The sequence below is a fragment of the Pseudobutyrivibrio ruminis AD2017 genome, assembly GCF_000424305.1.
GTDB classification, from domain to species: domain Bacteria; phylum Bacillota; class Clostridia; order Lachnospirales; family Lachnospiraceae; genus Pseudobutyrivibrio; species Pseudobutyrivibrio ruminis_B.
In genome coordinates this window covers 240,732-253,208 of the sequence record NZ_AUJQ01000003.1, presented here as the reverse complement: position 1 = coordinate 253,208, position 12,477 = coordinate 240,732, and the positions used below count along the sequence as shown (strand labels likewise).

Sequence of the window (12,477 nt, the reverse complement as noted above, 5' to 3'; positions counted from 1 at the left end):
AAATCCTCCTAGAATGATTTACAACAACTCATCAATATTATTACCAACAGGGTTATCTGGATTAATCTCAACTCCCTCTGGAATTGAGTTGTCTACAGTAGCTTCAGGCTGTTCTTTATTTGAATTAGTTGATTTATCTGCAATTTCATCATTATTATTTTCAGCAGCCTTATCTAATTCTTTATCTGCTCGATTTAATACTTCCAGCTGAGCTGATTCTACATCCCTATTTCTAGATTCAATATCAACAAGTTGTTCCTGTTTCTTTTCTACATCTTTGCCTCTGGCAGAATCTAGTTTGATTTCTGTTTCAAGAATGCCTGCTTCGCCTTTCAGATTGGCCTTAACAGCGCCACCTGCTTCAACTTGATTTATAGCACTATCTGCTGATATAAGAGCTTTCATACTAGCTGTAGAAATTCCTTTTGCTGCTTTAGATGATTTAGCTGTTTGTTTGCCTCCAAGCATATCCTCCATAGACGAACCTTTGCTCTGTCTGTTTTCTTTCTTCTGTTCAATTTGATGTTGGCGTAATTGATTTTGCAAATCAGTTATTTGCTTTTGAATTTCTTGACGTTTTTTCATTTTTTCATCTATGGACATTTCTTTATCATCGCCAAGAGATTGAAGCTGTTCATTGGCATTATTTATCTGCTCTTGAAGGCTTTTACTATATGAATCCATCTGTTGATTCTGGTTTATCTGAAATGTTGTTCTGGATTTATGTAGTTCACTTATACTATTCATATTGATATTCATAGAAACTGTCCCCATACGTTAACCCTCCTTGGTATAGATTCGAAATCCTTTTCTTATAAAAACTGATACTTATAGCTTTCTATAATCGCTATCGACTATGAATTTTTCAATCTAAACCCATTTGATGTGGACTGCATCTAATATGATGTGAATAGCACTAAAAAAGCCTGCTGCATTTCTGCAGCAGGCACCATTCTATATTCTTATCCAACAAACATTATGTTGAGCACAAACCATAACCCATCATTTTCACTGAATTGCTTAATTTCAATATCACCATTGTATTTTCTGGCGATCTCCCTTATGTTACGTACACCAAATCCATGGCCATCGTCATTCTTTATTGAAATAGGAATACCTTCTTCATCAATCTGAGCCTTTTTATCAGACTTATTCTTAATGCTAATAATGTAAACATTTTCTCGTTCAACAGATGTTATCTCTACATATGGCTCATTAACACTAAGTGAGGCTTCATAGGCATTTTGTATGGCATTTGTAAGAACCACACACATTTCAAATGGATTAACGGCTACATTACTTGGATATTTTAAGGATGTCTTTAGTGTTATGCCATTATCAGCAAACCTATCTACAAACTCTGATATTGCAATATCAGTTACGGCATTTCCAGTTTTAGCTGATGGAACTATATTCTTATATGTCTCTTCCCAATTACCAAGATAATCCCTTAGTTCCTGATACTTTTCTGTCTCCAAAAGACCTTTCATTACAGCCATATGATTGCCTGTATCATGACGTAAGGCTCTCATCTGTTGATATACAGTCTCAATTTGACCTACATACTTTTTGCTATCTTCGATCTGTTTAGCCAACACACGATTAGCATATTCTATTTCCTTGTTAGCCTTTATGCTCTGATAAAAGTAAAGTGTAACACAAAGCGTCAAATAAGCCATTATGCAAAACAGTATGCGATACATATTGCCTGGAATATTAGCCTTGATGCTTCCGTTTTCAATGCCATCAAACCATAGCATATAGTACGAATAAATAATTCGTGTAGCAAGGAAGATGCTTATACATGGAATTAATAACATAATCAGTTCCTTCCAAGATAGGTCTTCTTGCTTATTTTTATATGTTTTTAGAAGCAGCTTGATAGAGAAGAAGAGTAGCAATAAAGCTAATCCATACTCGACAATCGTTGATACAACATATTCAGCTACAATTGCAGGGATGCTTTCTCTAAATAATTTAAAGTTAAAAACAAAATCCCTTTCATAAAAACCAAGCTCAGTGAATATTTCCAAGCTTAACCATCTAATGATAAAAAAGCTAACACATAGAAATATTTTCTGCATAAGATTTCTTTTTTCATCTAAATAGAAAAGAATCACGCCAACAAAAAACAATGAAAAAATCGAGATTGTCAGTCTTATTCCATTTTGGACATCAACATGCCTTAGTATACAGTCTGTAGTCCATTCGAAAACTACTGCATAATAAACTGACTTCATATTTTTTACAAACGGCCTGAGCCAATATATAAATAACACAGAAGTAATTATGCAATATATCTCAATTACAGTATTCATAAAATAATTAAAGAATGCATCAGACACCATCATCACAATCCTCTTGTATTAAATGATAAATAAGCTCTTACCAAATCTTGATACTTGCCTCGGGCAACAGGGATTTCTTCGCCAGCCACTTTTACGATTTTGGAATTATAAGATTGAATTGCTGAAAGATTAATCAGATATGCCCGATGAACCCTAAAAAAATCATTTCCAACAGTATTCTCTAAATCTGTCATTCGTCCATAGTATTCAATCTCATCATTATCCCTCATGTGAAGCACAATTCTACGGTTAAATACCTCAGCAAATGCAATTTCTGATATAGAAACACTTCGGCTTAATCCATTGGCTTTGATTATAAATGACTTATTATCAGGCACTACTGGCGTTACTCTAGTTTGTCTATGTTTTATTTCTTCAACGGCTGCATGCAACACCTCGTTTAACTTATTTTTATCAATGGGTTTAACAAGATAATTAAAAGCTCTCACATCGAAGGCATTAAAAACATATTCCTCCAAAGCAGTAACAAAGATAATCACTGCATCACTTCCATTAGCGCGGACTTGCTTAGCAAGCTCCATGCCATCAATTCCAGGCATCTGTATATCTAGAAACAGAATGTCAGGATTATATGCTGCTTCCAATAAGTCCTCAGCAGATTCATAGCATTTAACAATGGCATCTGTAATCTCATCAGAAATGCTTTTTGCTATGAAATCTCTTATATATTTTTCATCATCACATATTGCAATTTTCATTTCCACCCCCACCGTATATACGAATATTATAACTGATTTTACGATATATATACCTTGCCTATTGCGTGAAACGCAGTTTTTTTGTTGTGAAATGAATGTAAGTTGATGTGAATTGTATTTATCAAGCGAATAGAGAATAGTTATAGAGAATTTGTAAGATTGATGATATAATCGCTGACGTTGTCGCAACTCCATTCTGACAGCAGAAAGGAGGTGTACAATTTGGACATAATAATCACTTTTCTAATCTCTGTCGCAGCATCTGTAGTCGGCTACTACATTTGCAAATGGCTAGATGGAGATGGTAGCGACAATTAGCCTAGCGGATGCTCAACCGTTTAAAACGAGAAAAAACCCTAGAGAGCGGCAACTCCCTAGGGTTTTGTTTTTGTACAACTTGAAAATAATCACTTTTCTAGCTGGTTATAGATTAACATGTTTATGTGAAAATGTCAAAATAAAAGGAAATACCTCTAGCTCATGCTAGAGGTATTATTATGCCGGCTGCGGGACTTGAACCCGCACGATGTTGCCACCAACAGATTTTGAGTCTGCCTCGTCTGCCAATTCCGACAAGCCGGCGTCCGCAGACTAGTATACTAAATCTTGTCTGCGTTTTCAATACGATTTGGGATTATTTTTCCCAAAAAATTATTTATTTTAACAGTCCGTCGACGATACCTAAATTATCAAAAGTAGCAAGATAATCCTTGATTGTTTCTGGACGTCTGATTAGCTTAAATGAGCCGTCTTCCTTAAGTAAAACCTCGGCGCTTTTAAGCTTGCCGTTGTAGTTGTAGCCCATTGAATATCCGTGAGCACCGGTGTCGTGGATAAACAGGATATCACCATCTTCTATCTTAGGAAGCTGTCTGTCTACGGCGAACTTATCGCAGTTTTCGCAAAGAGAACCTACCACATCATATACGTGGTCTTCAGGTGCCCCTTCCTTGCCTAAAACTGTAACGTGATGATATGAACCATATACAGCTGGACGCATCAAATCAACAGCGCAGGCGTCAACACCGATGTATTCCTTGTAGGTGTGCTTTTCGTGGATGGCTGTTGTAACAAGTCCACCGTAAGGGCCAGTCATAAAGCGGCCCATTTCTGTAAGGATAGCAACATCACCAAGTCCTGCTGGAACTAAGATTTCATCGAATGCCTTATGAACTCCTTCGCCAATAACAGCGATATCGTTAGCCTTCTGATCAGGGCGATATGCAATACCAACACCACCCGAAAGATTAACGAATGAAATAGCAATTCCAGTCTTTTCCTTCAGCTCTACAATGAGCTCAAACAATGTCTTTGCAAGTGTTGGATAATAGTCGTTAGTAACTGTGTTTGAAACTAGGAATGCATGGATTCCGAATTCCTCCACGCCCTTGCTTTTAAGAACCTGATATGCCTCAAAAAGCTGGTCCTTAGTCATACCGTATTTGCTGTCTCCAGGATTGTCCATGATTCCGTTTGAAAGCTCATATACTCCACCTGGGTTAAAGCGACAGCACATCTTTTTAGGGAAATGTCCTACAGCCTTTTCATAAAAATCAATATGTGTGAAATCATCTAGATTTACGATTACACCTAAATCATCTGCATATTTGAATTCGCTTGCAGGTGTGTCATTAGATGAGAACATGATGTCATCCTTCTTGAACCCAAGCTCGTCTGATAATGCAAGCTCTACATAAGAAGCGCAGTCAACACCACAGCCCTCTTCCTGTAAGATTTTAAGTAAGAAGGGATTAGGATTAGCTTTTACTGCAAAATATTCCTTGAATCCTTTGTTCCAGCTGAAAGCCTTGTTTACAGCCCTTGCGTTTTCTCTGATTCCCTTCTCATCATAAATGTTAAATGGAGTTGGGATAGTTTTTGTAATTTCTTCGATTTGATTCTTTGTAACAAATGGGGTTTTCATAAATAATTAATCTCCGCTAGTGTGTTTCTAAGTTCAGCATACTCTTCTGTATCAGGCAAATCCTTAAGCAGCAGTTTCAAATCAGCTTCGATTTCTGCTTTGGAAGCGTTACGCGAAATGTAGTTAGTATAAGGTACATTTGCACCTCTTTGCATTATCGCTTTTACGTTTTCCACATAGCTTAATGTTTCACCGTAAGGTGGAACGCCGCCATACATATCTACAGCGTTGCTTCCAGCATTGTAAGCAGCCAAAGCCTTATCCAAATCGCCGTTATACTCCTTCAGCTTCTGAGAAATATAATTAGCTCCTGCCATTATGTTTTCATAGGCGTCAAATGGATGTGTAAGCTTAAGCTCGTTTGCTGTGGCTGGCATTATCTGCATGATTCCCATTGCGCCTGTGTGACTTACCGCATTAGGATTAAATCCAGATTCCTGCTCAGCTATGGCTGTCAGTAAATCATAGCTTACTCCATACTTCTCACTTGCTTCTATAAAGATATCTTTATAGGAGGTGGCAGTCTTGATATTATCAGCTACTGTTTTTTGGTTTAATGCCTTTACAAATGCCTCGCTAGTTGCATTTGTATTACTAGTAGAAGTCTCCTTTGCTGGACCCTCGATTATCTCTTCATAGGTTACCTTAGAGTCCGCAGTTGCAACCGAAATTTTCATACTCAATCCCTCACAAAATGACCTTCATCTATTGACATCGCTACCCAACTTTGATATGCTTTTTCTTGCTGAATAGCAAGCTGGTGTGGCTCAGAGGTAGAGCACTTCCTTGGTAAGGAAGGGGTCACGGGTTCAATTCCCGTCACCAGCTTTTTTTAGTACCTAAAAAGACTAAAAAGGGAATTGAATCTATTCTTGAGACAAGCTCAAGAATCAGCGCTTCGCTTAATTCCCGTCACCAGCTTTTTTTATTTAGGTATACTTTAGCATAATAAAGTGATGGTGTAAACCGATTTTGTGCAATTGATTTTAATTTTTAGGAGGCAGATATGAATACAGAAAACTATGTTGATTACATTGTAAAGCAGACAGAAGATATTCTAGCAATCGACAGCCCTACAGGTTTTACAGCAAACGCTGCAAAGCATCTTATTGCTGAATACGAAAAGCTTGGTTTCAAACCAGAGCTTACTACAAAGGGCGGCGTACTTGTTGATTTAGGCGGAAACAACGCCGATGACGCTATCCTTATTGAAGCACACATGGATACACTTGGTGGTATGGTTAGCAAAATCAAGGCTAACGGTAATCTTGAAATCACACCTCTTGGCGGTTTCAATCCTAACAATGGTGAATCAGAAAACTGCCGCATTTACACACGCGATGGACAGGTATACGAAGGAACACTTCAGCTTAACAACGCATCTGTACATGTAAACGACGATTACTCTTCTACAACCAGAGAGTTCAACTGCATGGAGGTTGTTATCGACGAGGAAGTTGCCACTGCAGATGATACTAAAAAGCTTGGCATTATGATTGGTGATATCGTTGCCTTCGAGCCTCGCACAAGAGTTACAAAATCAGGCTACATCAAGAGCCGTTTCTTAGATGATAAGCTTTCTGTAGGTATTCTTTTAGGACAGGCTAAATACATTGCCGACAACAAAATCACTACAGACAGAAAAATCTATCACCACATCACAGTATACGAAGAGGTTGGTCACGGTGCTTGCGGTACTGTTCCAGCTGGTGTTACCGAAATCCTTTCTGTAGATATGGGATGCATTGGTGAAGGTCTTGATTGTAAGGAAACTCAGGTTAGCATTTGTGCTAAGGATTCTGCTGGCCCTTACAACTATGATGTTGTTACTAACCTAATTAACACTGCAAAAGCTAACGACATCGACTTTGCTGTAGATGTTTATCCACATTACGGTTCTGATGCAGATGCTGCTCTTAGGGCAGGCTATGATGTAAAGCACGGCCTCATTGGTGCAGGTGTATACGCTAGCCACGGCTACGAGCGTTCTCACAAGAAGGGTGCCGAAAACACATTCCGCTTACTTATTAACTACGTAAAATAATATAAAAATAGAGCACAGTTACGTTTAACGTAATTGTGCTCCTTTTTATTTAACTCAATTTCAAATTATCAAAAAACAGTTCCTGAAATTCTGGCTTCTCGTTTAGAATTACTACTTTTGCATTGTCCTTTATTTCTTGTAGCTCTTCCTCGTTACCGTCTCGTACAAATTTGATTGCACCTCGAAGTGATGTGTTTCCCACTGCTTCGAATTTTGGCAACAGCTCCTTAGGGAAGATGCCTATTCCTGCTGCAGACCACACACCAATAGTTGCCCCTAGGCCGCCTGAAACAAATAGATGGTCTATATCATCAACCTGTATTCCTGCTTCCTTTATAAGAAGGGTTATAGCAGAATAAATAGCTGACTTTGCTAAGAGTACCTGCTGAATATCCTCACCACTTACAACTACGTTTTCAGTAATTGGATAGCCTGTTTCGGCATATTCCTCTACCAGCAATCCACCTTCATCTATAAGGTGATTTCGCCTTAATTCGTGAATCAAATCTATAACACCACTACCACATAATCCTATTGGAGCCTCGCCACCGATGGTGGTGTAAGTACATTTTCCATTATTAATGCTAAGATGATTAATAGCTCCTCGCACTGAGGCAACACCACATTTTAGATTAGCGCCTTCAAGTGCTGGGCCTGCAGATGCAGATGTACAATAATAAGTCTTTCCATCATATAATACAAGCTCCGCATTGGTTCCCATATCTACCAAAAGGAAGCTTCCTCTATCCTTCAGATAGTAAAGTCCTGAAACAATATCACCACCAACAAATGCACCGATAGCTGGCATAAAGAAGATATTTCTTCTGTCCTTTACAAACTTTACGCTATCAAGTGTATATGGAACAAATGGATATCTAGCAAAGCCATCTACCACCATACCAAGCAGCAGATGGGTCATGATTGTATTTCCACTAAACACCACTTTATGCATTAGATAATTCTCGCCAAGGATTTCTTCACCAAGCTTCATCAAATCCTTTCTAACGCAATCCATAAGCTCATCGCTGTGGCCTTCCATAGCCGCCTTAACACGGCTCATAACATCAGCTCCAAATCTAATTTGGGAATTGGTGCAATTGCGCTGACGTAACATCTTGCCAGTATCCATATCGATAACCGCTGTAGCCAATGTGGTAGTTCCAATATCAACAGCAATACCTATGTTTTCCTTATCGAAATCCTCATCCTCTGCCACCTCATCGGCAAGGACAGATGTGATTTCTGATGCAAGAGATGCTGGTACTAATATTTTGCAATCACGAGTGATGACACACTTGCAACCTAATCGATAGCCTGCACGCATTTCCGAGAAATCCAATCCTCGCTCATCAAAAGATGTCATAGGTGGCATACCATAAACAAATTTTATGGCGCAGCTTAGACACTTACCTATACCACCACATGGGCGGTAGAAGCTAAGTCCCAGCTGATTCATGGCCTCTATGAAGCTAATTGGCTCATCCGACACAAGCATATATTCCTTCTGCGGATCTGCACCTTCAATAACAATTCTAATTTCCATGTGTCCTATCGTATTCCTCTAACGAATGTAAATCCATTTTGAACTCACCTTCATTATCCACTAAAATTGTCATATAAGTGTGTTCACGACTATTTTGTCTTGGATAAGATATACTTCCTGGATTTGCAATAATCAAATCCTGGTAATGATCGATTATTGGGACATGTGTGTGACCATATAAAACTACGTCACAGCCTTTCTGATGTGCAGCCTCTGCAATTCTATCGTAGCCATAGTTTACACCGTATCCATGCCCATGAGTAAGCAGTATGACATGCTTTCCAACCTCAAGTACAATATCTCCCGGTAGATTAACGCCCCAGTCACAATTGCCACATACGCATTCCGCTGGTGCTTCTGACATCATCCAAAGATTATCCTCTACCCCTTGTCCATCTCCAAGATGATAGATTATATCTGGCTTTTCTATTTGAATGGCATCTCTCAGATTTTCTGCTTTGCCATGAGTATCACTAACAACCAATATTTTCATGATTAACAATTTCTTCCTTTATCATTCTAAGAGCCTTACCTCTATGACTTATGGCATTTTTGTCTTCTGGACTTAAGCTGGCTGTGCTAACATCCTTGTCCCACAAATAAAAGATTGGGTCGTAGCCAAAGCCGTTGGCACCCATTGGCTCATAGCCTATATAGCCTTCGATTGTTCCACGAACGCAGGCTTCCTTTCCATCAGGGAAAACTGCAGAAACGGCGCATACGAATCTGGCACTTCTGTCTTCCTTTTCAACACCCTCCAATCTTTCAATTAGATTAGCATTTTTGATATCGTAGGATGTGTCCTCACCCATATATCTGGCAGAATAAATACCAGGCTCCTTGTTAAGTGCATCTATTTCAAGTCCGCTGTCGTCCGCTAAAACAATGGCGTCCTTTGCAAACCCTGCAACAGCTCTTGCCTTAATAAGAGAATTCTCTTCAAATGTTGTTCCATCCTCTATAATATCCACGTCAATTCCTGCTTCCTTCATGGACTGGATATCGTATTTGTCTTCACCAAGAATCTCACGAATCTCTCGCATCTTGTTGGCATTTCCTGTTGCAAAAATAATCTTACTTTTCATTTAAATACTCTAGCACTGCATCATAAAGTGCCTGTGCTGCCTTTCTTTGATATTCTTTATCTTGAAGATTTTCAAGCTCCTTTTGATTTGTCATAAATCCAACTTCAACCAGTGCTACCGGTGACTTTGACATACGAATAATATAAACCTCGTCACCTACTATTGTACCTTTGGATTTTGATCCAAGCTGATCCAACAAATGAGCAAGGCACATGCTTGAAAACTTTTTAGATTCTCCAGTTGAATCGCCGCCCTTATACATTACTTCAGTTCCGTTGATTGATGACATACGGCCTGAAGCTGTAGAGTTATTATGAACTGATAAGAAAACATCAGCTTTAGAATCATTTGCCAGCCCCACTCTGTTTTCAAAGGAAGGATTGCTGTCGTCTGTTCTGGTGTAGTAAACTCCGATATTTTTATCGCATCTATCAAAAAGCTTTTTAAGCTCCAGAACAATATCTAAGTTAATGTCCTTCTCATTAACACCCATTTTAGATGCACCAGGAACATTTCCACCATGGCCTGCATCCACAACAACTATCTTGTCATATACTTCATGTGGCTCTACAAAATCGATGTAAATATATTCATCCTCAGATGTAAGTATAGCTTCCTTTACAGTATCCAATGTAAGCTCTATAACACCCACAAGATTTTCGCTGTCATAGGTTATATCTATAATGTTGTTGGATTCACCACGCATAGGATAGTTATCAAAATAATCCTTGCCTATACCATTTATAGATATTGTTATTGTCTTTTCAACATGGATATTATCAACTTTTACGCTGGCACTTGTTACATTTTGTGGTAACGTCAAACGTATCTGATGCCCCTTCAATATAGATTCTCTTGTCGCTTCTCCCTCGCCTTGCAGCTCTAAATCGCTGGCACGTAACATGTCCATTACAGACACTCTTCCCCCAGAAAGCTTGCTGTCTTCGATTCTCAGAGCGATGATATGCATGTTTGGCACGTATATCAAAATGCAGCTCATAATAATAACAACAGCAAGAATTATCGCTGTGAAGGCTCCCATTACCTTCTGTTCCATTACTGTCTTACCTTTTTAGCCTCATCCTCAAAAACTTCCATAACATTATTTGCGTAGGCTTTGATGCAAAGATTTGCCTGGATTGCATCTTCAACATTTTCCCAATCCAAACCATTATTGCTTATAAAGCCCTTTCCATCTGTGATATCAACAGCCTGAGTCATTTTATCTGTAGCGTATTCCACTGCAAGCGGACGCTTAGTCTCAGGTGTGTTCACATATAATACAATTGCAAAGCTTTCCCCCTTTGTGACAGTCTTTGCAGAATTGAATTTGATTGTATAGTAGCCCTTGTCACTAACTGTACCAGATGCTACAAGCTCCTTATCAGAAAGTGTACTTGTATTTTCATAGTTAGGTACGAAGAATATTTCGTAGCTGGTATCCTTGCCTAATGCATAAAAACCAGCTGCTTCTATTTGCTGATTAGCTGTAGCCTTAAAGGTGTTTGCACCGTAAGCCCATTCCTTGTTGTAGCCTATCTGACCTACCCAACCACACAAATCACTTTGGTAAATGTAGTTGTAGGTGTTATTTGTATCAACAGTCACATAAGAAACTGCTTGATTTCCAATATTAGAATCATAATAAGAAATATAAAAAACTCCGTCATCGCCAAAACCATTTCCCCAACTGTTTTGGCAAATAAAAGCTCCATCCTTAGGAACATTCTCACTGAAATTATCAGCAGGATATTTATCATCCCAGCCAATTATAACCACATCGTGATTAGGCTTTGAATTTCCTAAATAACAGTATGCATTTGTTCTTCTATTGTAGCTTTTAGAACGATTCAGGTTAGAAGTAGTAACGCTGGCATAGATTGAAGAAGAAACTCCACCGTACTGATATACTGCTCTTTTTATCTCATCAAGATTTTCCGAATCGTAAAAATGTGCTTCCTGTAAATGAATGTTAGGATTATCATCTTCATTTGTAGTTAGATTTGAAATAATGCTGTTAGTAGACACATTAGTTTCAATAGATGGCCCCTGCCATGACAAAAGATAAGCTAAAGCCATGGTGTATTTTCCACCTGCTGTTTCGTCCAATCCGAAGCTGTTTTCATTTATCATGGAATCTACAGAAAACAGATATGGCTTAGCTGGAAGTAAAGATGATTCCAGGGATTCTAACGATGCACATGCCCAGCATGTAGCTGTTGAGCCCTGGTTTCTGATTGTGCTGACTCTGTTAACACTTCTCAAATCATATTTTGATGGAAGTGATGGTGCCTTATCATAATCGATTGTTACTGTGTATGCTGTTTTGTCATAGCTGTAATCATAGCCAAAAACATTACACAAATCCTCAAGTCCAATGTACAGCTCACCTAAATGAAGTGATGGTTCAATGGCCAGCTCTATTTCGTCGCCATTTTCTGTGGCTGAAGGATTACCCTCTACGAATTCGTAGATGTCGTTTGTGATCTGAACTAAAGCGCTTGATTCATCCTCCATAAAAGCCGAGCCTTTAAGCTCAGCTCTGATAAATTCAAGTGAGCCAACTGGATTAAGCTTATCATCAAGCATGATATTAGGCTGATTTGATGTGTAGACTTCTCCGTTAATGTATACCTTTAACTGTCCCGCATCATTAAGATTTTTAGACATCAAAGGATACAACACATCTTCATTTAGTGTTGCTCCTCGGAATGTCTCAACTACTGCGTATCTATCATTCCAATTATTCAATTTCCATATCAATGCTACCGCAATGATAATAGTAAAAACCAAATATCTCTTGGAAAGTTTCAT

Annotated in this window: 11 protein-coding genes and 2 tRNA genes; 2 read left to right on the top strand and 11 right to left on the bottom strand. The window is 38.6% G+C overall.

What is annotated here, in order from left to right:
• Positions 1-18: 18 nt before the first annotated feature.
• The 6 genes from G611_RS13500 to G611_RS13495 all read right to left on the bottom strand — a co-directional run bounded on the left by G611_RS13500 (position 19) and on the right by G611_RS13495 (position 5,668).
• Positions 19-774 (bottom strand): FlxA-like family protein, encoded by a 756-nt coding sequence (locus tag G611_RS13500; RefSeq protein ID WP_051194995.1) that lies wholly within the window; start codon positions 772-774, stop codon positions 19-21.
• Between the two features lie 188 nt (positions 775-962).
• Positions 963-2,240, bottom strand: a complete 1,278-nt coding sequence (locus G611_RS0101070) for a sensor histidine kinase (RefSeq protein WP_196801522.1) — start codon at positions 2,238-2,240, stop codon at positions 963-965.
• 110 nt (positions 2,241-2,350) lie between these two features.
• The gene (locus G611_RS0101065; protein ID WP_028242026.1) at positions 2,351-3,067 is read right to left on the bottom strand and encodes a LytR/AlgR family response regulator transcription factor; all 717 of its coding nucleotides are present in this window, start codon (positions 3,065-3,067) and stop codon (positions 2,351-2,353) included.
• A 498-nt stretch (positions 3,068-3,565) separates the two neighbouring features.
• Positions 3,566-3,649 (bottom strand) — tRNA-Leu (locus G611_RS0101060).
• A 73-nt stretch (positions 3,650-3,722) separates the two neighbouring features.
• The gene (locus tag G611_RS0101055) at positions 3,723-4,991 is read right to left on the bottom strand and encodes a diaminopimelate decarboxylase (protein ID WP_028242025.1); all 1,269 of its coding nucleotides are present in this window, start codon (positions 4,989-4,991) and stop codon (positions 3,723-3,725) included.
• Positions 4,988-5,668: a lytic transglycosylase domain-containing protein gene (locus G611_RS13495; RefSeq protein WP_051194994.1), complete on the bottom strand. Its 681-nt coding sequence runs from the start codon at positions 5,666-5,668 to the stop codon at positions 4,988-4,990. The genes G611_RS0101055 and G611_RS13495 overlap by 4 nt, the downstream gene beginning before the upstream one ends.
• Before the next feature lie 79 nt (positions 5,669-5,747).
• On the opposite strand from G611_RS13495, the gene G611_RS0101045 reads away from it, so the two are divergent.
• Positions 5,748-5,819: transfer RNA gene (locus G611_RS0101045), tRNA-Thr, on the top strand.
• A 178-nt stretch (positions 5,820-5,997) separates the two neighbouring features.
• Positions 5,998-7,035: a M42 family metallopeptidase gene (locus G611_RS0101040; protein WP_028242024.1), complete on the top strand. Its 1,038-nt coding sequence runs from the start codon at positions 5,998-6,000 to the stop codon at positions 7,033-7,035.
• Between the two features lie 49 nt (positions 7,036-7,084).
• Here the strand turns inward: G611_RS0101040 and G611_RS0101035 are convergent, their stop codons facing one another.
• Genes G611_RS0101035 through G611_RS13490 form a run of 5 tightly spaced genes read right to left on the bottom strand, consistent with a single transcriptional unit; the run spans position 7,085 to position 12,477 of the window.
• The gene (locus G611_RS0101035) at positions 7,085-8,578 is read right to left on the bottom strand and encodes an ASKHA domain-containing protein (RefSeq protein ID WP_028242023.1); all 1,494 of its coding nucleotides are present in this window, start codon (positions 8,576-8,578) and stop codon (positions 7,085-7,087) included.
• Positions 8,568-9,071, bottom strand: coding sequence for a metallophosphoesterase family protein (locus tag G611_RS0101030; RefSeq protein ID WP_028242022.1), 504 nt, complete (start codon positions 9,069-9,071; stop codon positions 8,568-8,570). Before G611_RS0101030 ends, G611_RS0101035 begins: the two co-directional genes overlap by 11 nt.
• On the bottom strand, positions 9,052-9,663 hold the full coding sequence (gene rdgB, locus G611_RS0101025; protein WP_028242021.1) for an RdgB/HAM1 family non-canonical purine NTP pyrophosphatase: 612 nt from the start codon (positions 9,661-9,663) through the stop codon (positions 9,052-9,054). The genes G611_RS0101030 and rdgB overlap by 20 nt, the downstream gene beginning before the upstream one ends.
• Positions 9,653-10,720 carry an N-acetylmuramoyl-L-alanine amidase family protein gene (locus tag G611_RS0101020; protein WP_028242020.1) on the bottom strand — a complete coding sequence of 356 codons (1,068 nt, stop codon included), beginning with the start codon at positions 10,718-10,720 and terminating at the stop codon, positions 9,653-9,655. Before G611_RS0101020 ends, rdgB begins: the two co-directional genes overlap by 11 nt.
• Complete coding sequence (locus G611_RS13490) at positions 10,720-12,477, bottom strand: lectin like domain-containing protein (protein WP_051194993.1); 1,758 nt, start codon at positions 12,475-12,477, stop codon at positions 10,720-10,722. Before G611_RS13490 ends, G611_RS0101020 begins: the two co-directional genes overlap by 1 nt.

Coding starts and splice junctions, on each gene's coding strand:
- G611_RS13495 (WP_051194994.1), bottom strand. CDS start 5,668: ATGAAAATTTCGGTTGCAACTGCGGACTCTAAGGTAACCTATGAAGAG.
- G611_RS13500 (WP_051194995.1), bottom strand. CDS start 774: ATGGGGACAGTTTCTATGAATATCAATATGAATAGTATAAGTGAACTA.
- G611_RS0101030 (WP_028242022.1), bottom strand. CDS start 9,071: ATGAAAATATTGGTTGTTAGTGATACTCATGGCAAAGCAGAAAATCTG.
- rdgB (WP_028242021.1), bottom strand. CDS start 9,663: ATGAAAAGTAAGATTATTTTTGCAACAGGAAATGCCAACAAGATGCGA.
- G611_RS0101035 (WP_028242023.1), bottom strand. CDS start 8,578: ATGGAAATTAGAATTGTTATTGAAGGTGCAGATCCGCAGAAGGAATAT.
- G611_RS0101070 (WP_196801522.1), bottom strand. CDS start 2,240: ATGAAGTCAGTTTATTATGCAGTAGTTTTCGAATGGACTACAGACTGT.
- G611_RS13490 (WP_051194993.1), bottom strand. CDS start 12,477: ATGAAACTTTCCAAGAGATATTTGGTTTTTACTATTATCATTGCGGTA.
- G611_RS0101055 (WP_028242025.1), bottom strand. CDS start 4,991: ATGAAAACCCCATTTGTTACAAAGAATCAAATCGAAGAAATTACAAAA.
- G611_RS0101040 (WP_028242024.1), top strand. CDS start 5,998: ATGAATACAGAAAACTATGTTGATTACATTGTAAAGCAGACAGAAGAT.
- G611_RS0101020 (WP_028242020.1), bottom strand. CDS start 10,720: ATGGAACAGAAGGTAATGGGAGCCTTCACAGCGATAATTCTTGCTGTT.
- G611_RS0101065 (WP_028242026.1), bottom strand. CDS start 3,067: ATGAAAATTGCAATATGTGATGATGAAAAATATATAAGAGATTTCATA.